This window comes from Spirillospora sp. NPDC029432 (assembly GCF_040703975.1).
GTDB lineage: Bacteria > Actinomycetota > Actinomycetes > Streptosporangiales > Streptosporangiaceae > Spirillospora.
In genome coordinates this window covers 87,900-110,603 of record NZ_JBEZWH010000018.1, presented here as the reverse complement: position 1 = coordinate 110,603, position 22,704 = coordinate 87,900, and the positions used below count along the sequence as shown (strand labels likewise).

Here is a 22,704-nt window from a genome sequence, read left to right as displayed (position 1 = left end):
GCCCCGGCATGACGGACCTGTTCAGCCTCGCGGGGAAGACCGCGCTGGTCACCGGCGGTACGCGCGGCATCGGCCTGATGATCGCGCGCGGGCTGCTCCAGGCGGGCGCGGCCAAGGTGTACGTCAGCTCGCGCAAGCCCGAGGCGTGCGAGCAGGCCGCCGAGGAGCTGTCCCAGTACGGCACCGCGATCCCCGTACCGGCGAACGTCGGCACCGAGGAGGGCTGCCTCGGCCTGGCCGAGGCCGTGGCGTCCCGGCAGGGGGGCGAGCCGCTGCACATCCTGGTGAACAACGCCGGCGCCACGTGGGGCGCGCCGCTGGAGGAGTTCCCCGCGCACGCCTGGGACAAGGTCGTCGACCTCAACCTCAAGGCGCCGTTCTACCTGACCCGCGCGCTGCTCCCGCTGCTGCGCAAGGCCGCCGTCCCCGACGACCCGGCCCGCGTGATCAACATCGGCTCGGTCGACGGGATCATGACGCCGGGCGACCGCTACTCCTACACCGCGAGCAAGGCCGGGCTGCACCAGCTCACCCGCGTGCTGGCCAAGGAGCTGGGCCCCGAGGCGATCACGGTGAACGCCGTCGCGCCCGGCCCGTTCGAGTCCAAGATGATGGCCGCCACGCTGGAGGCGTTCGGCGACGCCATCGCGGCCGCGGTGCCGCTGCGGCGGATCGGCCGGCCCGACGACATGGCGGGCGTCGCGGTCTACCTCGCCAGCCGCGCGGGGGCGTTCGTCACCGGGACGGTGATCCCGGTCGACGGCGGCCTGACCGCCACGTGACCGCGGCCGACGACGCGCTGGCGCGGGCCTGGGCCGAGCGGCCGGAAGGGGCGCGGCGGCTGTTCCGCGCCGCCGTCGAGGTCATCGGCGAGCACGGCTACCACGGCACCTCGACCCGCGCCGTCGCCGCGCGCGCCGGGATGAGCCCCGCCGCGATGTACATGCACTTCCCCACCAAGGAGGACCTGCTCTACCAGATCAGCCGGACCGGCCACGAGCTGACGCTGGAGCTCGTCCGGGACGCGGCGGCCGGGGCGGACGGCCCGGCCGAGCGGGTGCACGCCATCGTCACCGCCCTCGTCCGCTGGCACGCCGAGCACTGCACGGTCGCGCGGATCATCCAGTACGAGCACGCGTCGCTGTCGCCCGGCCACTGGCGCGAGATCGTCGCGCTGCGCCGCCGTACCGAGGAGGTGCTGCGGGAGGCCATCGACGACGGCGTGCGCACCGGCCGGTTCGACGCGGCCGCCGCGCCGACCGGCGAGCTGGCGATCATGTCGCTGGCGGTCGACGTCGCGCGCTGGTACCCGGTCCAGCGCCGCCGCAGGCCCGAGCAGATCGCCCGCGCGTACGCCGACCTGGCCCTGCGCATCCTCAACTGGAACGGCGGCCCCGAGGTCCTGGAGGCGGGACCGGGCTGAGCCGCGGCCGGACGCCGGAGGGCCCGTGCCGGGTGCGGCACGGGCCCTCGTCGGTCAGGTCCGGATCAGCCGGTGACGGGCAGGTCGCCGGTGACCGGGGTCGGGGCGGGCGCCGCGCTCGGCGGCGCGGACGGCGGCGCGCTCGGCGACGGCCGCGGGTCCTCCGGCTTGCCCGGGTCGCCCGGGTCGCCCGGGTCGCCCGCGCCGCCCTTCGGCCCGCAGGTGGCGGACGCGATGCTGATCGTCTCGGTCTTGCCCTGCGGCAGCGGCAGCGTCAGCTCGATCGCGGTGACCGTGAGCCGCCCGTCGGACGTCCGCGACTGCTTGTTCAGGACGAGCGACGCGGTGCCCAGCCCGTCCACGCGGGCGGTGACGGTGCTGCCGGGCGTCGCCGACGCCTTGATGACGCGGCCGTCCAGCGTCACCTTCACCAGGTGCGAGGACCCCTTGCCGTTGTGGCACTTGGCCGCCACCAGGCTCGCGGTCAGCTTCGCCCGCGGAACGGCGAGGTCCACCACGGAGGCGCGCGCGTGCCCGGCGCCCGCCGCCGCGTTCAGCACCCCGGCCCGGATGAGCGGGTTGGCCGGCAGCTCCGCGACGCTCTTGCGCTCGGGCCGGGCGGCGGCCGAGGTGACGGACGGGGTGGCCGGGACGGCGACCGGGCCGGTGGCGGCGAGCGCGTACGCCGAGCCGGCCGCGCCGGCCGCGCCCGGGGTGGCGGCGACCGCGGCCGGTACGGCGGCGGCCAGCGGCATGGCGACCGCGCCCGCGACGGCGGCGGCCCGGGTCAGATGCTTCAGACGCATGGTCATCTCCTGCTGTGTCGGGGGGATGGGGATGGGGCGTTCCGGTCAGTCGACGATCTCGACCGGAGTGCCGAGCGGGACCTTGGAGAGCCGGTCCAGCGCGTCCGGCGGCACGCGGACGCAGCCGTGGGTGACGGCCTTGCCGAACACGTCCTTGCTGGGCCAGCCGTGGAAGGCGACCGTTCCGGGCCCGCCGCCGTAGGTGTCCAGCGTCTCGGAGTGGGCGCCGACCGGCAGGATCAGCGGGCTGTAGGTCGGCTTGGCGGGCTTGAGGAGCGCGAGCAGGAACGTCCGCCCGGTCGGGGTGGGGGTCTTCCCCTCGCCGATCGCGACGCTCCACGTACCGGCCTTGCGGCCCTTGTCGGTGAGCGTGAGGCGGCGGTCGCTGAGGTCCACCTTGACCTGGTGGGAGCTGCGCGCGGTCTCGACCTTGTCGGCCGTCCCCGGGATCCAGCCGGTGACGCGGTTGGGGCGGCTCGGCAGCAGCACGCGGTGCCAGCCCGGCCTGGACTCCACCACCGGCACCCACGTCGGGCCGCCCAGCTGCTCGGCGGGCAGCGTCGCGACCGGCGTCCCGCCCGGCTGGGCGGAGACCGGCAGCGCCGCCTTCGGGCGGACGACCGTCCCGCTGCTCTTCCCGAACGGGTCGGAATCGGCCGGCAGGCCCTGGAGGGTCGTGTACGTCGTCGCCTGCGGCGGCTTCTTCCCGTTCCCGCCGGGCGCCGCGTCCGACGCGGCGGTCCGCCCGTCCTGCCCGCCGCACCCGGCCGCCAGCGCGGCCGCGGCCGTGCCCGCCGCGGCGGCCGTCATGAGTCTCCGACCAGGTGTGATCATCTGCGCCCTTTCTCCCGGCGGCTCTGTGACCGACACATACGCGCGGGCGGCGCGGGGGGTTGCACGCTTCCTCAAGAACTCTTCAAACCCGTCCGTACGCGTTTAGTACGGGCTGTGGGGGAACGGGGGATTCCAGGTCCCGGAGAACGCGCCGACCTCGGCCAACACCATGGGAGGGGCTGAGTTTCATGAGCACGGTACGGCCGCCGGAGAGCGGCAGGACAGAGCCCGGCGGCACCGCCGGCGCGGGCGCCCGCGGGCACGGCGGCGCCTACGCCTACGACGCGTCCGTTCCGGCGCAGCCGCGCGGGCGCGAGCAGGCCGCCGACCGGCGCGGGCAGGACGAGGGCGTCGGCGAGCTGGTCTCGCGCGCCACGCAGCAGCTGTCCGACCTGGTGCGGGCCGAGCTGCGGCTCGCGGTCGCGGAACTCAAGGACAAGGGGAAGCACGCCGGCACCGGGGCCGGGCTGTTCGGCGCCGCCGGGCTGGTCGCGCTGTTCGGCGCGGGGGCGCTGGTGGCGGCGGTGATCGCGGTACTCGCGCTGGCCATGCCGGTGTGGGTGTCGGCGCTCATCGTCGGCGTGGTGCTGCTGGCGGTCGCCGGGATCCTGGCGCTGATGGGGCGCGGGCAGACCAAGCGCGCCGTACCGCCGATGCCGCGGGACGCCATGGACAGCGCCCGCCAGGACGTCACCGAGATCAAGGAGAGAGCACACCGATGACGAGCCAACCGCGACACGCGGCCGAGCCGGGGGCGGCCGGGCGCACGGCCCGCGACGCCGGGCAGGGCCGCGAGGGCCACGACGGCGAGCAGGGCCACGAGGGCCACGAGGGTACGGAGGAGCTGCGCGAGGAGATCGCGCAGCACCGCCGCGAGCTGGGCGACACGGTGGAGGCGCTCGCCGCCAAGGCCGATGTCAAGGCCCGCGCCAAGGAGTCCGCCGACCGGATGAAGGCGAACGTGTCGTCCCGGACGAAGGGCATGGCGCAGCAGGCCCGCAGCCGTACCGAGTCGACGGCCCGGCAGGCCCGCGACACCGCGCGGTCGCAGGACACGGCCGACATGGCGCGGCGCGGCGCCGGCCCCGCGGTGGGCCTCGCGGGCGCGCTGCTGGTGTTTGTGGTGCTGCGGCGCCGCCGCCGGTCCCATCGCCGCACGTCGATGTTCCGCGGCGGCCGCCGTACCGGAACGCGCGCGATGCTGGCCGAGCGCAAGGGCATGGCCAAGGGCATGATGCGCGGCCGTCGCCAGGGCATGCGCAGCGGTGCGGCCATGGCGGGTCCGATGGGCATGGCCAAGGGCATGATGCGCGGCCGCCGTCAGGGCATGCGCAGCGGCATGACCATGGGCCGGGCCAAGGGCATGATGCAGGGCCGTCGCCAGGGCATGCGCAGTGGCGCGTCCATGGCGGGACCGATGGGCAAGGCCATGGGCATGATGCAGGGCCGTCGCCAAGGTATGCGCAGTGGCGCGTCCATGGCGGGACCCGTGGAGAAGGCCAAGGGCATGATGCAGGGCCGCCGTGAAGGCATGAAGAGCGGTGCCGGCATGGCCGGGCGCATGGGCGCGGCGAAGGGGATGGCCGCGGCCAAGAGTAGGGACATCGGCAGGATGGCCAACAGGATGGCGAAGGAGAAGGCGGGGCGCCGATGAAGCTGCTGTTCAAGCTGGGGTCGGTCCTGATCAGCGTGCTCGGCGCGCTGCTGGCGGGCGTGATCTTCAAGCAGCTCTGGCGGGTGGTGGCCGGGGAGGACGACGCCCCGGACGCCGACGACTTCGACCGCACGTGGCGGGAGGTGCTGGTCGCGGCGATGCTGCAGGGCGCGATCGTGGGCTTCGTCAAGGCGGTGACCCACCGGTACGCGGCGCGCAGCGTCCTCAAGGCGACCGGCACGTGGCCCGGCGACGACGACGAGGAGTCCGGCCGCGGGCGCGCTCGCGGGCGGCGGAAAGTGACCGCCTGACCGGAAGAGGCTGATGCCATGAGCAGGAGGTCGCGCGCGCCGCGCCGGCGGTACGAGGGCCCCACCGACATGCCGGGGACCTCGTGGAAGGACGCGCTCAAGCGCACGGTCCGCGAGTTCCAGCGCGACGAGTTGACCGACCGGGCCGCCGCGCTCACCTACTACGCGGTGCTGTCGATCTTCCCGGCGCTGCTGGTGCTGGTCTCGATGGTCGGGCTGGCGGGCCGCGGCACCACCCAGTCGATGATCGACAATCTGGGCGGGCTGGCGCCCGGCGCGGTCCGCGACGTGCTCGTGAACGTGCTGAAGGAGCTCCAGGGAAGCGGCGGCGGCGCGGGCCTGATCGCGCTGTTCTCGCTGGCCGCGGCCGTGTGGTCGGCGTCCGGCTACGTCGGGGGCTTCATGCGCGCCTCGAACGCCATCTACGATGTGCCGGAGGGGCGTCCGATCTGGAAGACGCTGCCGATCCGGGTGGCGGTCACCGTGGTCACGCTCGTCCTGCTCGCGCTGTCGGCGGTCGCCGTCGTGGTGTCGGGGCCGCTGGCGCGGAAGGCCGGCGACCTCCTCGGCCTCGGCTCGGCCGCCGTCACGGCGTGGGACATCGCGAAGTGGCCGGTGCTGCTGCTGATCGCGGCGTTCCTCATCTCGCTGCTGTACTGGGCGTCGCCGAACGCCAGGCAGGGGTTCCGGTGGGTGACGCCGGGCGGGCTGCTGGCGATCCTGCTGTGGCTGGTCGCCTCGGCGCTGTTCGCCCTGTACGTGGCGAACTTCGCCTCGTACAACAAGACCTACGGCAGCCTCGCCGGTGTGATCATCTTCCTGGTCTGGTTGTGGATCACCAATATCGCGATCCTGCTCGGCGCCGAGCTGAACGCGGAGCTGGAGCGCGGCCGCGCCATCGCCGCCGGAATCCCCGAGAAGCGAGAGCCGTACGTGGAGCCGCGCGACACCCGCGCCTTCGACGACGACGAGCACGCCGCCGTGGATCCCGTACTGGAGGAGAACGAGCGGTCCCGCGGCGCTCCCGAGCGGAACGAGGGGCGATAGGCCGCCGTTTAATTCCCTTGCGGACGGAATTGATGGGCTCTTACCGTTATTCGCGCAACGGCATGTAGCTCAACAGCAGAGCGCCGGGCTCCATACCCGGAGGGTGCAGGGGCGGGACCTGCCATGCCGGCATGAAGCGCGGTGACGAGCGGTACGCGGTCCACGGGAACGGCAGGGAGCACGGCGTCGTGATCGGCGCCGGCTACCCGAGCGCCCAGCTCGCCCGGGCCTTCCGGACGGCGCTGGCGCACGAGGACGCGGAGACCCGGCGGCGCGCCGAGGAGCGGGCCGTGAGCTGGGAGCGCGTCCTCCAGGGGATGGCCGACGGCACGCTGGAGATCGGCTCGCCGGCGCCCGTGCGGGACCTGCCGTCCTGGGTGACGCTCGAAGTGGTGCGCGGCGGGTTCGCGACCGGCGAGGCCGCGTCGGGCGGGCCGCTGCTGCCGTACGAGATCGAGGCCGCCGAGCGGGCGGGGGTCCCCGCCGACCGGCGCGCGCTGTTCTACTACCACCTCACCGACGCGGGCCTCGCGGAGCTGGGCGCGCTCCTGGACAGCGGCCGCTACCAGGTCGTGGTCCCGGAGGAGGGCGCGCTGCTCACCGTCGCGTGGCTGCTGCGCGCCGGCGACCCCGGCGCGGCGCTGTCGCTGCTGGACCGGATCGAGCCGTTCGCCGGCCTGCTGCGGTTCCTCCCGCGCCCGAGCGCGACCGCGCCGGGCGACGCGGAGATCGTTCACCGGCGTACCGCGGGGCAGGCGCGCGGCGCGCTCGCCGTCCGGCGCCCGAGCGCGGCGGTCGCGGCGATGAACGAGGCGCTGTCCGTCTGGAACCCGTTCGCGGACGAGCTGCTCGCGCACTGGCTGGAGACCGCCGAGGACGGCCGCGCCGGCCGCCGGATCACCGGCGCGTGGCTGGCGCGCGGCGAGGAGCTGCTCGCGCGGTACGAGCGGCTCGCCGCCGAGCACACGCTGTGCACCAAGCACCGCCGGCCGAAGGAGAACCTGGCGATCCTGCGGACCGCCCTGGAGGAGACCGTCACCGGCTCCGGCCCGGCGCGGCCCGGGCTGCTCCAGCACGCGGTGGACTCCATGGTGCGGCGGCGCGGCGCGCCCGGTTCGGCGGGGCACGGCGCCCTCCGCGAGCGCCAGGCCGGGATCGCGCGGCGGCCGACGCACGGCGCGTTCGCGCGGATCCTCGTCGAGCGGCTGGCGCCGCTCGTCCAGGAGGCCGGGATCCTCGACCTGGAGCCGCTGCTGGCTCCGGTCACCGCCGACGAGGAGCGCCGTACGGGCGTGCCGGCGGGCGGCGAGGTCCCCGAGCCCCTCCGCGAGATCGTGGAGTCGGCGCTGGCGGCGCCCATCGGCACGCTGGTGGAGCGCGGCGTGGTGCCCTCGGCGGAGGTGATGGCCGAGCTGGTCCCGCAGCTGGTCGCCTGGACGACCGCGCAGTCGTACGCCGACGCGCCGCTGCGCACGCTCATGGCGGCCGTCTACCGCGCGTTCCGTGACCGTCGCTCGCTGCTGCTGCTCAACCTGGAGGGCCAGGTGAAGCTCACCGAGCTGCCCTGGGTGCGTGCCGCGCACGAGCACCGGCTGCCCGGCGGCGGCGCCCACGCCGGCGCGCGCGACGCGCTGGTCCGGCTCGGCGACCTGGCCCTGCGCGCCTTCCCCGGGACGATCCTGCCGAACCCGCTCGTCCGCGAGCTGGACGCGCTCGCCAGGAGCGCGTCCATCCAGGTGCCGCTGACCGAGGAGCTGGCGGCCGACATCTTCATGGGCGCGTTCTCCGGCAAGTTCCTGGACGCGGCGAAGCTGGCCGCCGACCTGCTCGAAGGGACGCTGTACGAGCGGTACTACGGCATCGACTACGCGGCCGTCCGGAGCATCGGCGACACCCGGTGGCGGGGGCGGTTCGCCACGCCCACGTCGCGGTCGTTCGCCGAGCTGTGCGCGGAGCGGGCGGGCGCCACGAGCCTGCGCTCGTACCGTGCGGCCGAGAACGGCATGGTGATCGAGCAGGCGCAGATCCTCACCACGCACAACCTCGCCGCGCTCGTCCACCCGATCGGCGTCGATCCGGAGGGCGGCTGGGCGGAGCTCGCGCGCGGCGCGTTCGCGACGGTGTGCCGGCGGGTGGAGCGGGTGGAGCGCGACCCGCGGCCGCTGGGCGCGATCAAGGACGCCGCGTACGCGTGGCGGCAGGCGGTGTTCTTCCTGGCGCTGTGCGGCCCGCGCGACCAGGTCGCGGTGGCCGCGTGGATGCAGGACGAGGCCGACCGCCGGCCCGGGCACGCGGCGGCGCGGCTGGCGCCGGTGCTGGCCGGGCTCCGGCACGTGCTGCTCGGCCGCGGGAGCCTGGACGGCACCGCCGTGCCGGGGGCGCGCCGGTTCCTCGGCTGGGACGCGGAACGGCACTGGATGCGCGATGTCACGCCCGACGAAAAAGTCGAATTGTGAGCTTTATTCGGGAAATTGGACCACTGCGGGGCTAGGCTGAACACCGTTCTCGTTGTCCGCTTGACCTCAGCCCCGCACCCGGATTGGCCAGGATCACCCGATGACAGAAGAGCGGCCCGAATGGCCCCCGCCGGAACTGGACTTCAGCAAGCCCACCATCGCGCGCGCCTATGACGCCCTGCTGGGAGGCAAGGACAACTTCGCGGTGGACCGCGAGCTCGCCGACCAGACGGCCCTGCTCATTCCCGGCCTCCGCGAGTCCGCGGTGGAGAACCGCAAGGTGCTCGTGCGCGGCGTCCGCTGGCTGGCCGGGGAGGCGGGGATCGACCAGTTCCTCGACCTCGGCAGCGGCCTGCCCACCGTCGAGAACACCCACGAGGTCGCGCAGGCGCGGAACGCGAAGGCCAAGGTCGTCTACGTCGACATCGACCCGCTGGTGGGCGTGCACGGCCGCGCGATCCTCGCCGAGAACTCGTACACGCGGGTGATGGTCGGCGACGTCCGGGAGCCGGCCGAGATCCTCGCGCACGAGGACGTGTCGGACTTCCTCGACTTCGAGCGTCCCGTCGCGCTGATGCTCGTCGGCATGCTCCACTACCTGTCGCCCGACGTCGCCGACGGGGTCGTCTCCGCGTACCGGGACGCGCTCGCGCCCGGCAGCTACCTCTTCATGACCTCGCTCGTCGACACCGGCCTCCCGCAGCAGCAGGAGCTGGCGCGCATCACCCGGGAGAACCTCGAAGAGGGCTGGGCCCGCACGCCGGCGGAGATCGAGTACCACTTCGGGGACTTCGAGCTGGTCGAGCCGGGCGTCACGTACACGGCCCTGTGGCGGCCGGACGGCCCCGTCGACCCGGACAACCTGGAGCCCGGCGAGCAGCTCGGCATGGCCGGGATCGCGCTCAAGAAGAAGTGACGGGGGCGGCCGTTACAGTGGCCGCGTGACGGCCGCCTCCTCGTACCCCGACCTGGACCGCCTGTTCGGCTGCCTGCTCGGCGGCTCCATCGGCGCCGCCCTCGGCGCGCCGGTCGAGCGGCTGACGCTCGACGAGATCCGCGCCGAGCACGGCCCCGAGGGGCTGCGGGAGTACGCCGCCGGCGAGTTCGGGACCGGCCGGATCACCGGCGAGACGCAGCTGATGGCGCGCACCGCCGCGGCCATCGCGCAGGCGTCCGTCCGGGCCCGCGACCGCGGGATCGGCGGCGCCGTGATCGGCATGGTCCAGGCGTCCTACCTGAGCTGGCTGGGACGGCCGGAGGCGGAGATCCTCCCGCCGCCCCCACCCGGGCCCCCGCCGGCGGACACCTCGGCGCCGCCGCCGATGCCGCCAGGGGCGCCAGGGGCGCCGTTCCCGTCGTGGAGCCTCGGCGACATCCCGCCGGTGCCCCCGCGGATGCCGTCCGGCCCGGCCCTGACCGGCGGGCGCCGCGGCGGCGTGGGGCGCAGCACGATGGAGGCGCTGCGCGCGGCGGCCGCGCGCGGCAGGCCCGGCCCTCCCCTGGGCACGCCCGACGAGCCCGTCAACGACTCCAAGGGATGCGGCGGGCTTCTCCGGGCGGCGCCGTGCGGCTTCGGGGCGGGCGGCGAGGAAGGGGCGTTCGAGCTCGGCTGCAAGGTCGCCGCGCTCACCAACGGGCATCCGAGCGGCTTCCTCCCGGCGGGCGTCCTGGCGGCGCTCGTCCGGGGCCTGGTCCGCGGCGCCGGCTTCGACGAGTCGCTCGCGCTCGCGCGCGCACAGCTCGTCCGCCGCAAGGGGCACAAGGAGACCGCGCGGGCGCTCGACGACGCCGCCCGTCTCGCCACGCACGGGCCGTCCACCCCGGAACGGGTGGAGTCGCTCGGCCGCGGCCACACAGCGCCCGAAGCCCTGGCCATCGCGGTCTACCTCCTGCTCCGCGCCGAGAGCGACCCGCCCCGGGAGGAGTGGAACGCCTGGCGGCAGCCTGCGCTCCAGGGGCGCCACGCGATGCTGCGCGCGGTCAACCACTCCGGCGACAGCGACGCGACCGGGGCGCTCGCCGGCCACCTCCTCGGCGCCCGGTACGGCTCCGCCGCGTTCCCCGGCCACTGGCAGTACGAGCTGGAGAACCGCCACAGCCTGCTCGTCCTGGCCGCCGACATCGTCCTGGAGTTCGGCGTGGAGCCGCCGATCGACCCCGAGGGGCAGGGGCATCCGCCGATGGGCTGGTCGCCCTCCGCCCAGGACGCCTGAGACCCGGCCGGCCGTACGAAGCCGGGCAAAGCGGTTGCACCGTGCGAGCGGGCTCGGCCAGACTCGGCGCCGACCGGGCGGGCGAGCGCGAGGAGCGGCCGATGAGCGACGGCGGCAAGGGCAACACCTATCTCGAACAGGTCGTCGCGCAGCAGGCCGAACTGGAGGGCGATCTCCGCGCCCGGCGCGGCCCGTCCGCACCCGGCGCGCCGGCCCCCATGGCCGCGGCGCCCGCGCAGCGCGCCCCCGGCCCGCTCGGCAAGCGGCAGCGGGCGCTCGGCGCCGACGCTCCCGCGCCCGGCCGCGGACCCGGGCCGGTGGACGTGCGGATCAGCGGCTTCTGGCGCTGGAAGAACGTGCTCGTCCCGCCGAACGCGTTCGTCGTCCACACCCGGCGCGGCCGGGAGCGGCCGCTGCACATCGGGCTGGGCGTCTCGTTCCGGTTCAACCCCTCGACCGACTCGTTCCTGGTGGTGCCGGGCGCGACGCAGACGATCCTGATCAACGCGTACTGCATCTGCAAGGAGCTGCAGGGCGTCCTCGTCCAGGGATACGTGCAGTGGATCATCCAGGACTTCGCGATCGCCTACCGCAAGCTCGACTTCGGTGACGACCAGGACCCGATGCGGCTGGTCAACCTCCAGCTCAAGGAGCAGGCCGAGGCGGCGATCAAGGACAAGGTGTCGACGATGGGCGTCCGCGACGTCCTCAGCGACAAGCAGCCCATCATCGAGGAGCTGACCGCCCGGCTCCGCGCGGTCGCCGAAGGCGAGGCGGACGCGGCGGGCACGGGCGGCGGCGACCAGGGCCTCGGGCTGCGCATCGTCACCGTGCAGATCAAGGAGGCCGTCGTCAGCTCGTCCCGGCTCTGGGAGAACCTCCAGAAGCCGTACCGCTCCGAGCAGGCGCAGCTCGCCCGCCTCGCCGAACTGGAGGCCGAGGAGGCCATCGCGCAGCGCGAGATGGCGGCCGGCCGGCTCAAGGAGACCCGGCGGCTGGAGCACGAGCAGGAGCTGGCCGAGCTGCGCGCGCGGAACGAGGCCGGCCGGTTCGACACCGAGGTCGCCGAGAGGCTGCGGCGCACCCGGCGCGAGCACGACGACGCCCGCGAGGTCGCCGAACTGGAGACCGAGACGACCCGGCACGCGCTGCGGATGGAACGCGACCGGCACGCCGAGGAGGCCGAGACCGGGCGGCTGCGGATCGAACGGGAGCGGGAGCTGAAGCGGCTCGAACTGGACGGCGAGCTGGAGACGGCCCGCGCCCGCGCCGCGCTCCGGCACGAGCAGGCCATGATGGAGGTCGAGCGCGACCAGGCCAGGGCCGCCATCGAGAACGCCCGCACGCCCGCCAGCGTCCAGGCCGAGCTGATCGGCGCGCTGCCCGGGATCGTGGAGCGGCTGCCGGCGCCCGCCGAGCTGCGCTCGGTCACCATCGGCGGCGCCGACCAGACCAGCGTGGCCGGGCTCGTCGCGCAGCTCACCGCCGTCGTCGGCGCGCTGCGCGAGGCCGCCGGCGACGGCGCGAACGACTGCTGACCGCCGGACCCGCGGCGGCGCTCCGTTCCCCCGCCCGCGGCCCGCGCCAGCGGCTATCATCGCGGGGTCCGGCGGGTGAAACCGCTGGACAACGGGCCTTACCGGGCTGACTTGCGCCCTGACCGGGCCGTGGCAGGAGGTGCTGTGCGGGCGGCGAAGCGGACCACAGCGGCCGATGTGGCCCGCCTGGCGCAGGTGTCCACCGCGACGGTCTCGCTGATCGTCAACGGCAAGGCCGAGGGCCGCGTCTCGGCCGGCACCCGCGAACGCGTGCTCGCCGCCATCGACGAGCTCGGCTACCGCGTCGACGCCCTCGCCCGCGACCTGGCCACAGGCCGCAGGCACAGCGTCGCGCTGGTCGTCCCCGACATCGCCAACCCGTACTTCTCCCAGCTCACCCAGGGTGTGGCCGGACGGCTCGACGGCTACCAGCTCTGCCTCGTCATCGCCGACCCCGCCCACGACCCCACCTCCGCCGGGCTCGACCGGATGGTGGCCGAACGGGTCGACGGCATCCTCGCCGAGGCGCCCGCCGTCGACCTGATCCGCAAGCTCGACGGCCGTACCCCGCTGGTCGTGCTGGACCGGCCGTCCCCGGAGTCCGACTCCCCGTACGTCGGGTTCGACCTGGACGAGGGCGCGACCGCGCTCATCGACCACCTGCTCGACCTCGGCCACGACCGGATCGGCTACCTCGACGCCGACATCGGCGTGCCGACGTTCCAGGCCCGCCGCGCCCGCATGGACGCCCGCCTGCGCGAGGTCACCGGGCACGGCTTCACGGGCCCGGCCGTCCAGGCCAGGACCGACATCGACGCCGCCGCCGCGGCCTTCACCGCCGGCTGGGACGGCTGGCGTGCCGCGGGCATCACCGCGCTGGTCTGCGCGGCCGACGTGCACGCGTACGGGGTGCTGCGCGCCGCCGGCCGGCTGGGCGTGGCCGTACCGGGCGAGCTGTCGGTCGCCGCCTTCGACGACCTGCCGTTCTCCGCCCTGGTCAGCCCGCCCCTGACCACGGTGACGCTCTCGGCGTTCGACCTGGGCCACCGCGCCGCCGGCCTCCTCCTGGAGCTGATGGAGGGCCGCTCCCCGGTCACCGAGACCCCGCCCCTCCCGGCCCCGCTCCAGATCCGCGCCACCACCGCCCCGCCGAAGTCCGCCGCCTGATCCGCGGGCGTTGCGTAACAACGAACCGGCCGTTCGGTCACGCGATCATGTCAGCCTCGTCAAGCGCTTTACTCCAGGGCGTTCGCACGGCTAGCGTGCGGCCGGTGAGCGCTCCCGCAGCTGATGGTGTCATGAACGGCCGGAACGGCGACGAGCAGGTGATCGCGTCGGCCGAGGTCGCCGACGCGCTCGCCGCCGGGCGGCCGGTCGTCGCACTCGAATCGACGATCATCGCCCACGGGCTGCCCCGCCCCCGCAACCTGGAGGTCGCGCGGGAACTGGAGGACGTCCTCCGCGCCGCCGGCGTCGTGCCCGCGACCGTCGGTGTCGTCGGCGGCCGCCCCTTGGTGGGCATGTCGCCGACCGACCTGGAACGGATGGCGACCGGCGACGGCGTCGCCAAGGCCAGCGTCCGGGACCTGCCGGTCGCGATGGCCACCGGAGCCGACGCGGCCACCACCGTCGCGGCCACCGCGTACCTCGCCCGGCGCGCCGGCGTCCGCGTCTTCGCCACCGGCGGGCTCGGCGGCGTGCACCGGGGCGCCGCCGGCACGTTCGACGAGTCCGCCGACCTGCCCACGCTCGCCCGTACGCCGATCACCGTGGTCTGCGCGGGCGTCAAGTCGATCCTGGACGTGGCCGCGACGCTCGAGCGGCTGGAGACGCTCGGCGTGACCGTCGTCGGGTACGGCACCGACCGCTTCCCCGGCTTCTACCTGTCGGAGTCCGGGCACACGATCGACTGGCAGGCCGCCGACCCGGCCGCCGTCGCCGGGATGATGTCCGCCGCCGACGGCCTCGGCCTGACGTCCGCGATCGTGGTCGCCAACCCGCTGCCGCCCGCCGAGCAGCTCGACCCCGCGCTGCACGACCGGATCCTCGCGGAGGCGCTGGCCGAGGCCGACCGGCGGGGCCTGCACGGCAAGCCCGTCACGCCGTTCCTGCTCGACTACTTCCAGCGCGCCTCGCGGGGCGCGAGCCTGGAGGCGAACATCCGCGCCGTACGGTCCAACGTGGCCCTGGCGGCGCGCATCGCGCTGGCCTGGTCGCCCGGCCGATGACCGTGCTCGTGGTCGGCGACGTGATCGACGACATCGTCGTCCGGCCGCAGCGCCCGGTCACCGCCGACAGCGACACCCCCTCCACGATCACCGCCTGCCCGGGCGGCTCGGGCGCCAACCAGGCCGCCTGGCTCGGCGCGCTAGGCGCCGACGTCCGGTTCGCCGGACGCGCCGGCGCCGCCGACGTCGAGTCGCACACCGCCGCGCTCGCCGCGGCCGGGGTGGATGCCCGGCTGGCCGCCGACCCGCGCGCGGCCACCGGCCGGATCGTGGTGCTCGCCGAGGGCGGGCGCCGCGACATGTACACCGACCGCGGCGCCAATCTCAACCTCTCGCCCGCCGACCTGCCGGACGAACTCCTCGACGGCGTCCGGCTCCTGCACGTCTCCGGCTACTCCCTCTTCCATCCCGGCGTGCGCGACGCCGTCGGCGGCCTCATGGCCCGCGCCCGCGAGCGCGGCGTGGCCGTCTCCGTCGACCCCGGCTCGGCCGCGTTCCTCGCCGCGTCCGGCCCGGAGGCGTTCCGCGCCTGGGCCCGCGGCGCCCGGCTGATCTTCCCGAACCTGGACGAGGGACGCCTGCTGACGGGCCTGCGCGACCCGTCCGACATCGCCACGGCCCTCACCGCCGACCATCCCGTGGTGGCCCTCAAACTAGGCGCGGACGGCGTACTCGTCGCGGCCGACGACGGAACGCGGCTGCGCCTGCCCAGCGCCCCCGCCGAGGTCGTCGACCCGACCGGCGCCGGCGACGCCTTCTGCGCCGGCTTCCTCACGGCCTGGGCCGAGTCCCGCCCCCTGGAGACCTGCGCCCGAAACGGCCTCTCCGCCGCCGCGACCGCGATAGCCGCCGTAGGCGCCCGCCCACCCGTCACCCTTCACCCCCCACCCCACGACCACTGAACCCACGACGAGCGGTCAGCTCCCCTCACCGCTCAGCCGCCGGTCACTGCTGTCGGTCAGGTGAGGGGGCCGCGGTTGGTCAGGTCGCGGATCGCGTTCAGCATCAGGTCCCAGAATCGGGCGGCGTCCAGGTCCAGTGCCACCTGGACGTTGGGCTCGGCGCCGGTCACGCCGTGCAGGTCGACGACCGTGGCGCCGCGGGTGTGTTCGCCGGTCAGTTCGACGGCGACCGGGGCGTCCACGAGGCGGACCACGTCCGGGTCGATGATCGCGGCGATCGCGACCGGGTCGTGGACGGGCGGTGCGGGCATCTCGTACACCTTCTCGTACGCGCCCGCGAAGAAGCGCAGCAGTCCGCCCAGCGTCGCCGGCAGTAGCCCGCCGATCGCGTGCAGCCGGTCGAAGATCTCAGGCGTCGCCAGCGCCTGGTGCGTCACGTCCAGCCCGCACATGAGCAGCGGCAGTCCGCAGCGCAGCACGCGGTCGGCGGCCTCGGGGTCGACATGGATGTTGAACTCGGCGAGCGGTGTCGTGTTGCCCCGGCCGGCGCTGCCGCCCATGAACACGATCCGCTCGATCCGCGGCTTCACCTCGGGGTGGCGTTCCAGCAGCGTCGCCACGTTGGTGAGGGGGCCGGTCGCGGCGATCGTCACGGGCCGTTCCGACGCCGCCAGCAGCCGTGCCATGAGGGTGACCGCGTCCTCGTCCGCCAGCGGGACGGTGGGGTCGGGCAGCGGCGCGCCGTCCAGGCCCGTCTCGCCGTGGATGTCGGGTGCGGTACGGCAGTCCCCGCGCAGCGCCCGGTCGGCGCCCGCCGCCACCACCGTGCCGTCCAGGCCGGCCAGCGTGCAGATCCGGCGCGCGTTGTCGGTGACCGCCTCGAGCGGGCCGTTGCCCGCCACCGTCGTCACGGCCAGCAGGTCGATCGCGGGATGCGCCGCCGCCAGCAGGATCGCGAACATGTCGTCGTGCCCGGGGTCGCAGTCGAGCAGGAGGGGCACGGGCGCCGGGAGTGTGTCGGCCATGGTGCCCATTATGCGGGGTTTCGGGGGGCTGACCTGCGCGGACGAGGTTCTTTGAAAAAAGTTCGGGCGGGATGTCGTTCTGGGGCGGGGTCGCTCGACGCGTAGGTGAAGGCACACCGACGAAGGAGAATCCGATGACCGCCTCCGTGCAGAACACCGCCACCGTCACCAACACCCGGAAGAACGCCCGGCGTTCCTCTTCCGCCGTCGCCTCGGACACGGGGCGTACCTCCGTTCTGCGGCGGGTGCTCTGGGGCTTCCAGATCCTCATCGGAGCGTTCCTGCTGTTCGGTTCGGCGATGCCGAAGTTCGCCGGGCAGGCCGACGCGGTCGAGACGTTCGTCAAGCTCGGCTGGAACGACGCGATGCGCTACCTCGTCGGCGCGGTCGAGGCCGCGGGCGCCATCGGCCTGGTGATCCCGCGGCTGGCCGGCGCCGCCGCCACCGGGCTGATCGGGCTCATGGTCGGCGCCGCGCTCACCCAGATCCTGGTCATCGAGCCCGCCTGGGCGCTGTTCCCCGCGGTGCTCGGCGTGATCTTCGCGCTGGTGGCCTGGGACCGCCGCGCCGAGACCCGGGACCTGCTGAGGAGCCTCAAGCGCTGACGCGCCGTACCGGATCATCGAGCCCCCGCTCCGGCGGGGGCTTGATCCGTTCAGGTACCCTGGTCCGTGGCGAAGGGGAGTAGTCCCGATCCGCTGAGTGGTCGACATACTGGCGCGAGCCCGGCCCTCAGGCCGTGACCTGGTCACGGTGGACGAGACCTTCGGTCTGGTAAGGCGTGCCCGTATTTCGGGCGCATCCGTCATGCCGGGCCGAGCGGTCCTCTCCCTCAGGGGGTGCGTCCCCCCGGGTACGCGCCACAGGGCCGTCGAGGCCCGGCCCTGAAGGGGAAGGGCCCTGATGTCTTTCAGCGTGACCACGTTCCTGACCGCGTTCGCCGTCATTTTCCTGGCCGAGCTGCCGGACAAGACCATGTTCGCCTCGCTGGCGATGGGCACGCGGATGCGCCCGCTGTACGTGTGGTTCGGCACGTCCAGCGCGTTCGTCGTCCATGTGCTGGTCGCGGTGGCGGCGGGGAGCGTGTTCGCGCTGCTGCCCAAGCCGCTGGTGCAGGTCGTCGCCGCGGTGCTGTTCGCGTTCGGGGCGTACACGCTGCTGCGCGGAGGGGACGATGACGGCGGCGAGGAGGAGGGCGCGGGGAAGAAGGTCACCGGGCTCTGGCCGACCTACCTGACCGCGTTCACGGTCGTCTTCATCAGCGAGTGGGGCGACCTCACCCAGATCACCACGGCCAACCTCGCCGCGACCCAGGGGGCCCTGCCGGTCGCTCTGGGCGCGCTTCTGGCGCTGGTCAGCGTCTCGGCGCTGGCGCTGGTCGCCGGACGGTTCATCGCCGAGCGCGTCCCGCTGAAGATCGTCCAGCGGATCGGCGGACTGGTGATGGCCGGGCTCGCGATCTGGTCGCTGAGCGAGGCCGTCCTCGGCTGACCGGCTCCCGCGAACCTCGCCCGTATTGCAGGGGATTCCGGCAAGATGGCCGGAGGATCGACACGGGGGAGGTCCATTTGGCGCGGGTCAGCCGCCGGGAGCGCGTGCGCTACTGGTTCGACAACACCATGGCCAAGGGCACCCCGGCGCTGATCGGCTGGCTCGGCCTCGCGTCGGGCGCGCTCATCCTGGTGGTCACCGTTCTCGCCGCGCTGCTCGCCCCCGGCGACACCGCGCGCAACGGCAGCTGGCCCGGGGTGGTGTGGCGCAGCCTCCTCCGGACGCTCGACCCCGGGACGATGGGGGACGACGAGGGCACCGCGCCGTTCCTCGGCCTGATGCTGCTGGCCACGATCGGCGGGATCTTCATCGTGAGCGCGCTGATCGGCGTGCTCACCACCGGCCTGGAAGCCAAGATCGCCCAGCTGCGGAAGGGCCGTTCCCGGATCGTCGAGCGCGGCCACACGGTCGTCCTCGGCTGGTCCGACCAGGTCTTCACGGTGATCGCCGAACTGGTCGAGGCCAACCAGAGCCGGCGCCGCTCCTGCGTGGCCATCCTCGCCGACCGCGACAAGATCGACATGGAGGAGGCGATCCGCGCCGCGGTCGGCGACCTGGGCCGTACCCGCGTCGTCTGCCGCCGCGGCGACCCCCTCAAGGTCGCCGACCTCGAACTGGTCAGCCCCGGTACGGCCCGTTCGATCATGGTGGTGTCGCCGCCGGTCGCCGACGCCGACAACCACGTGATCAAGGTGCTGCTGTCGCTGGGCGCCCGCGACTGGGACGACGCGCGCCCGCACGTCGTCGCCGCCGTCCACGACTCGGCCAACCTGCCGGCTGCGCGGCTGGCCGGCGGGCCCGCCGCGCATGTCATCGACGCCGACGACATCGCCATCCAGCTGATCGTCCAGTCGCACCGGCAGTCCGGGCTGTCCACGGTCTGCACCGATCTGCTCAACTACCGCGGCCACGAGTTCTACATGCGGCCCGAGCCGGCCCTGACCGGCATGACGTACGGCCAGGCCCTCTCCGCCTACGAGCTCGGCATCCCCGTGGGCCTGCGCCGCGCCGGCGCGGTCGCCGTCAACCCGCCCGCCGACACGGTCATCGCCGCGGACGACGAGATCATCCTGCTCGCCGAGGACGATCTGCTGATCCGCCTCGCCGAGACGCCCGCGCCCGTCACCGAGGACGCGATCAGCACCGCCGCGCCCCGCTTCCAGGGCCCCGAGCGCACCCTTCTGGTGGGCTGGAACGGCCGCGCCTCCAAGATCATCCGCTTGCTGGACGCGTTCGTCGAGCCGGGGTCCGAACTCGTGATCGCCGCCCGCCATGACGATCCGAGCGGTGCGTTCGGCGGCCTGGACAACATCAAGGTCGGCTACGTCCGCTGCGACCCCACCGACCGCACGCAGCTGGAGGCCCTGGACGTCGGCTCGTACCAGAAGATCATCGTCCTGGGCGACGAGGGCCAGGACCCGCAGCACGCCGACGCCCGCACGCTGGTCACGCTGCTGCACCTGCGCGACATGGAGGAGAGCCTCGGCGACCCGTTCTCCATCGTCAGCGAGATCAACGACGACGCCAACCGCGAGGTCGCCCAGGTCACCAAGGCCGACGACTTCGTGGTGAGCGACAAGCTGATCAGCCTGATGCTCACCCAGCTCAGCGAGAACCGCCACCTCCACGACGTCTTCACCGACCTGCTGGACCCGGCCGGCTCCGAGCTCTACCTCAAACCGGCCTCGGACTACCTGCGTCCCGGCGCCACCGCCGACTTCGCCACCGTCATCGAGTCCGCCCGCCGCCGCGGCGAGACCGCGCTGGGCTACCGCCTGCACGAGCGGTTCCACGAGCCGCCCGCGTACGGTGTCGTCCTCAACCCGGCGAAGACGGCCCCGCTGACCCTCACCGCCGAGGACCACGTGATCGTCCTTGCCGAGGACTAGCATCGCCCGATGCGCCTCATCGGCCGTGACGGCCACGGAATCGACCTCCGCATCGACGGCTACCAGTTCCCCGACGCCGAGGACGAGGACCTCCGCACCAGCTGGCTCATGATCGCGGGAACGGCGCACAGCCCCGAGGGCGTGTGGGACTTCCGCTGGCAGGCCCTGACCCCCGACGACGCCGCGTACCTGGCCGTCTGGCTGCGGGACGCGGAAGAGGGCGGCACCCTCGACTTCACCGAACCCAACCTGTCGTTCACCTTCCTGGCGCGGACGCGGGAGCACGCCACTCTGCGCATCGGCCTCGACCTGGAGTTCTCGCCGCCCTGGCGCAAGCACACGCGGGCGGGCGACCCGTTCCTGATCGTGACGCGCCTCCGCGCCGCCGACCTGACCCGAGCCGCCGCGGCCTGGGCGGACGAGGCCGCCGCGTACTAGCGCGGTATCGGGCCGCGCGACGGCAAGGCCGGCGATCAAGAGGGTCGCGGCTCCCGACTGGAGGCGAGGCCGTGCGCGGCGCTGGTGCGCCAGGTCGCGAAGCGGGTGACGCCGAGCGCGCCGAGGAGGCGGAAGGCGAGCCACGGGACCGTGAAGAGCATCAGGGTGTCGAGCATGACCGTCCTTTCAGGAGAAGTGGCGGGTGGTGCCGCGCGGCCAGCCGGGGTCGCCGTCGCGAACGAAGCCGGTCCAGGCGCGGCGCACCTCGCGGACCAGGCGGGACGGGCGGGTGCCCGCGAGCATCGGGGCGTCGCGCCAGGCCGCTTCCGTGCCGAGGACGAACGGGAGCTCGATGCAGTGGCAGGCCCCGTACGGGCCGCCCGGGTCCCAGTCGAAGCGGTACAGCCAGGGGGCGTTGCCGCTGTCCGTGAGGGTGCGGGCCAGGCGCCGGGCCGGTTCGCGGAACATGTGGTCGGTCACCATGTCGGCGGCGATCCGGTCGGCGGTGCGGCCGCCTGGGGTCGCGCGTCCGGGGTCGCCGAACCAGCGGGCGGCGGTCCGTTCCAGCTCGTCGGGGCGCATCGCGGCCGCCCGCGGGTCGCCGGCGAAGAACGCGGCGGCCTCGTCCCGCGTCGTGCCCATGAGGATCTCGACGTCGCCGGGCGCGGCCGTCAGGTCCTCGGGTACGAGGCCGCCGGCGACGAGCTGGAACGGCGGGACGGGGCTGAGCGGGGCGGCGGTGCCGCGTGCCACGGCGCCCTGGGCGGCGAGCAGGTCGTCCACCGGCGCGTCGAACGGGTCCGTGCCGAGGTGCTCCAGCAGCAGGCGGCCGTTGCGTTCGGCGTCGGCCGGTGAGTCCGGGGCCATCCCGGCCGGGGTGCTCTGCAGGATCGCCCGCCGGAACAGGCCGCGGGCGCGGCCGCCCGCGAGCAGGGCCAGGATCGACTGGGCGCCCGCGCTCTGGCCCGCCACGGTGACGTTGCCGGGGTCGCCGCCGAACGCGGCGATGTTGTCGCGGACCCAGGCGAGGGCGCTGAGCTGGTCGTGCAGCCCGAGGTTGCCGTCGCTCACGCCCGGTGCGCGCAGGAAGCCCAGCACGCCGAGCCGGTAGTTGACGGTCACGACGACCAGGCCGGCGGCGAGTTCGGCACCGCCGTACCAGGCCAGGCCGCCCGAGCCGCTCGTGAAGCCGCCGCCGTGCACGAAGACCAGGACCGGGTGACCGCCGCCGGGCGGCGCCCACACGTTCAGGGACAGGCAGTCCTCGGCCTGCGGGACGTGGAAGGCGCCCATCACGCGCTCCAGCCGGGACGGGGGCTGCGGCGCGGCGGGGCCGGGCGACGAGGCGTCCCGCACGCCGTTCCACGCCGGGACGGGGCGGGGCGCGGCGAACCGGCCGGCGCGCGCGTACGGGATGCCGAGGTAGGCGGTGACGGGCCCGTCGGGAACGCCGCGGACGGGACCCGCGGTGGTTTCGGCGATCATGCGAAGAGCAGGGCGGCGCCGTGGGCGTCGCGGGCCGGGACCAGGAAGCCGCCGCCGGCCGTCCGCGCCGGGACGCCGCCGTCCTCGACGACCGCGCGGGCGGCGGCGACGTCGTCGACCCTGACCGTCATCGCGGCCAGGCGGGACGTGTCCGGTACGGGCTCGCCGGGCAGGACGGCCGCGCAGTCCGAGGCGCGGACGATCTCCAGCCGCCCGGCCGGCAGGTCCAGTACGGTACGCGGCCCCTCGCGCCGCGGCTCCCTCGCCAGGATCCGGGCGTACCGGGCGGCCATCGCGTCGTGATCGGCGTCGGCGGCCACGATCAGGACCGCCTCCAGGGCCCGTGCCCCGTTGCGGTGGGTGAGGTAGCGCGGCTGGTGGACGTAGTCGCGGGTGAGGTGCTCGGCGATCCCGACGTACGCCTCGGGCGTCGCGCGCGGGTCCAGATGGACGGCGCGGGCGCGCATGGTGCGGGCGCCGTCCACGGTGTCGACGTCGCGCTCCAGGTCCAGGACGCCGGAGGTGCGCAGCCCGGCGGCGGTCAGCCGGCGGTCGGTCGCCGCGGCGTCGCGGGTGTCGAAGTTGAGCAGCCGGAACCCGTCGGCCATCTCCCTGGTGTGCCAGGGGTCGGGCGCCGCGTCGTCCACGATGCCGAGCAGCTCGATGTAGGCGCCGCCGAACAGGGCGCACCGGTTGGCCGTGCAGCCGGGGACCGGCGGTTCGCCGGGGCGCTCGTTCAGGAGGTGGCGGGAGCGGGGGCTCAGGGTGAAGCCGAGCGCGGTGTAGGTGCGCTCCAGGGCGTCCAGGTCGCGGGTCAGGACGCCGGTGTGGTGGAAACCGAGAATGTCGTCGGGCATGGCCCGATCATGCGGTGGCGGTGCCCGCCCGGTCCCCTCCGGCCGCC

General features: G+C 74.3%; 23 protein-coding genes and 1 tRNA gene. 18 read left to right on the top strand and 6 right to left on the bottom strand.

Going from position 1 to position 22,704, the window contains the following annotated elements:
• The first annotated feature begins 8 nt into the window (after positions 1-8).
• Positions 9-782, top strand: a complete 774-nt coding sequence (locus AB0881_RS17265) for an SDR family oxidoreductase (protein WP_366617899.1) — start codon at positions 9-11, stop codon at positions 780-782.
• Positions 779-1,423 (top strand): TetR/AcrR family transcriptional regulator, encoded by a 645-nt coding sequence (locus AB0881_RS17260; RefSeq protein WP_366617898.1) that lies wholly within the window; start codon positions 779-781, stop codon positions 1,421-1,423. The genes AB0881_RS17265 and AB0881_RS17260 overlap by 4 nt, the downstream gene beginning before the upstream one ends.
• A gap of 65 nt (positions 1,424-1,488) precedes the next feature.
• Here the strand turns inward: AB0881_RS17260 and AB0881_RS17255 are convergent, their stop codons facing one another.
• On the bottom strand, positions 1,489-2,229 hold the full coding sequence (locus AB0881_RS17255; protein WP_366617897.1) for a hypothetical protein: 741 nt from the start codon (positions 2,227-2,229) through the stop codon (positions 1,489-1,491).
• A gap of 45 nt (positions 2,230-2,274) precedes the next feature.
• Entirely contained in the window at positions 2,275-3,039 is a 765-nt protein-coding gene (locus tag AB0881_RS17250; RefSeq protein ID WP_366617896.1) for a L,D-transpeptidase, read from the bottom strand.
• Positions 3,040-3,251: 212 nt separating this feature from the next.
• Between AB0881_RS17250 and AB0881_RS17245 the strand changes: the two genes are divergently transcribed.
• The 12 genes from AB0881_RS17245 (at position 3,252) to AB0881_RS17190 (ending at position 15,412) form a co-directional block, all read left to right on the top strand.
• Positions 3,252-3,785, top strand: coding sequence for a phage holin family protein (locus AB0881_RS17245; protein ID WP_366617895.1), 534 nt, complete (start codon positions 3,252-3,254; stop codon positions 3,783-3,785).
• Positions 3,782-4,717, top strand: coding sequence for a DUF3618 domain-containing protein (locus AB0881_RS17240; RefSeq protein WP_366617894.1), 936 nt, complete (start codon positions 3,782-3,784; stop codon positions 4,715-4,717). The genes AB0881_RS17245 and AB0881_RS17240 overlap by 4 nt, the downstream gene beginning before the upstream one ends.
• Positions 4,714-5,028: a DUF4235 domain-containing protein gene (locus AB0881_RS17235; protein WP_366617893.1), complete on the top strand. Its 315-nt coding sequence runs from the start codon at positions 4,714-4,716 to the stop codon at positions 5,026-5,028. Before AB0881_RS17240 ends, AB0881_RS17235 begins: the two co-directional genes overlap by 4 nt.
• Positions 5,029-5,046: 18 nt before the next feature.
• Positions 5,047-6,075, top strand: a complete 1,029-nt coding sequence (locus AB0881_RS17230) for a YihY/virulence factor BrkB family protein (RefSeq protein WP_366617892.1) — start codon at positions 5,047-5,049, stop codon at positions 6,073-6,075.
• A gap of 58 nt (positions 6,076-6,133) precedes the next feature.
• Positions 6,134-6,205 (top strand) — tRNA-Trp (locus AB0881_RS17225).
• A gap of 1 nt (position 6,206) precedes the next feature.
• Positions 6,207-8,531 carry a transcriptional regulator gene (locus AB0881_RS17220; RefSeq protein WP_366617891.1) on the top strand — a complete coding sequence of 775 codons (2,325 nt, stop codon included), beginning with the start codon at positions 6,207-6,209 and terminating at the stop codon, positions 8,529-8,531.
• A gap of 100 nt (positions 8,532-8,631) precedes the next feature.
• Positions 8,632-9,447 carry an SAM-dependent methyltransferase gene (locus AB0881_RS17215; RefSeq protein WP_366617890.1) on the top strand — a complete coding sequence of 272 codons (816 nt, stop codon included), beginning with the start codon at positions 8,632-8,634 and terminating at the stop codon, positions 9,445-9,447.
• 25 nt (positions 9,448-9,472) lie between these two features.
• The gene (locus tag AB0881_RS17210) at positions 9,473-10,744 is read left to right on the top strand and encodes an ADP-ribosylglycohydrolase family protein (protein ID WP_366617889.1); all 1,272 of its coding nucleotides are present in this window, start codon (positions 9,473-9,475) and stop codon (positions 10,742-10,744) included.
• A 41-nt stretch (positions 10,745-10,785) separates the two neighbouring features.
• The gene (locus AB0881_RS17205) at positions 10,786-12,282 is read left to right on the top strand and encodes an SPFH domain-containing protein (protein ID WP_366617888.1); all 1,497 of its coding nucleotides are present in this window, start codon (positions 10,786-10,788) and stop codon (positions 12,280-12,282) included.
• A 144-nt stretch (positions 12,283-12,426) separates the two neighbouring features.
• Positions 12,427-13,449 carry a LacI family DNA-binding transcriptional regulator gene (locus tag AB0881_RS17200; RefSeq protein ID WP_366617887.1) on the top strand — a complete coding sequence of 341 codons (1,023 nt, stop codon included), beginning with the start codon at positions 12,427-12,429 and terminating at the stop codon, positions 13,447-13,449.
• Positions 13,450-13,553: 104 nt separating this feature from the next.
• Positions 13,554-14,510 (top strand): pseudouridine-5'-phosphate glycosidase, encoded by a 957-nt coding sequence (locus AB0881_RS17195; protein ID WP_366617886.1) that lies wholly within the window; start codon positions 13,554-13,556, stop codon positions 14,508-14,510.
• The gene (locus tag AB0881_RS17190) at positions 14,507-15,412 is read left to right on the top strand and encodes a PfkB family carbohydrate kinase (RefSeq protein ID WP_366617885.1); all 906 of its coding nucleotides are present in this window, start codon (positions 14,507-14,509) and stop codon (positions 15,410-15,412) included. Before AB0881_RS17195 ends, AB0881_RS17190 begins: the two co-directional genes overlap by 4 nt.
• A gap of 56 nt (positions 15,413-15,468) precedes the next feature.
• On the opposite strand, the gene AB0881_RS17185 is transcribed toward AB0881_RS17190, so the two are convergent.
• On the bottom strand, positions 15,469-16,437 hold the full coding sequence (locus AB0881_RS17185) for a nucleoside hydrolase (protein WP_366617884.1): 969 nt from the start codon (positions 16,435-16,437) through the stop codon (positions 15,469-15,471).
• 134 nt (positions 16,438-16,571) lie between these two features.
• Here AB0881_RS17185 and AB0881_RS17180 point away from each other — a divergent pair, with 134 nt between their 5' ends.
• The 4 genes from AB0881_RS17180 (at position 16,572) to AB0881_RS17165 (ending at position 20,315) form a co-directional block, all read left to right on the top strand.
• Positions 16,572-17,042 carry a DoxX family protein gene (locus AB0881_RS17180; protein ID WP_366617883.1) on the top strand — a complete coding sequence of 157 codons (471 nt, stop codon included), beginning with the start codon at positions 16,572-16,574 and terminating at the stop codon, positions 17,040-17,042.
• 298 nt (positions 17,043-17,340) lie between these two features.
• On the top strand, positions 17,341-17,928 hold the full coding sequence (locus tag AB0881_RS17175) for a TMEM165/GDT1 family protein (protein ID WP_366617882.1): 588 nt from the start codon (positions 17,341-17,343) through the stop codon (positions 17,926-17,928).
• 77 nt (positions 17,929-18,005) lie between these two features.
• On the top strand, positions 18,006-19,877 hold the full coding sequence (locus AB0881_RS17170; RefSeq protein ID WP_366617881.1) for a potassium transporter TrkA: 1,872 nt from the start codon (positions 18,006-18,008) through the stop codon (positions 19,875-19,877).
• A 9-nt stretch (positions 19,878-19,886) separates the two neighbouring features.
• On the top strand, positions 19,887-20,315 hold the full coding sequence (locus AB0881_RS17165; RefSeq protein ID WP_366617880.1) for a hypothetical protein: 429 nt from the start codon (positions 19,887-19,889) through the stop codon (positions 20,313-20,315).
• 35 nt (positions 20,316-20,350) lie between these two features.
• On the opposite strand, the gene AB0881_RS17160 is transcribed toward AB0881_RS17165, so the two are convergent.
• The 3 genes from AB0881_RS17160 to AB0881_RS17150 are packed head-to-tail and all read right to left on the bottom strand — an operon-like array spanning position 20,351 to position 22,657.
• Positions 20,351-20,491: a hypothetical protein gene (locus AB0881_RS17160; protein ID WP_366617879.1), complete on the bottom strand. Its 141-nt coding sequence runs from the start codon at positions 20,489-20,491 to the stop codon at positions 20,351-20,353.
• Between the two features lie 10 nt (positions 20,492-20,501).
• On the bottom strand, positions 20,502-21,800 hold the full coding sequence (locus AB0881_RS17155; RefSeq protein ID WP_366617878.1) for a carboxylesterase family protein: 1,299 nt from the start codon (positions 21,798-21,800) through the stop codon (positions 20,502-20,504).
• A complete protein-coding gene (locus AB0881_RS17150) occupies positions 21,797-22,657 on the bottom strand; it encodes a VOC family protein (RefSeq protein ID WP_366617877.1) in 861 nt (286 codons plus the stop codon). Before AB0881_RS17150 ends, AB0881_RS17155 begins: the two co-directional genes overlap by 4 nt.
• Positions 22,658-22,704: the final 47 nt, after the last annotated feature.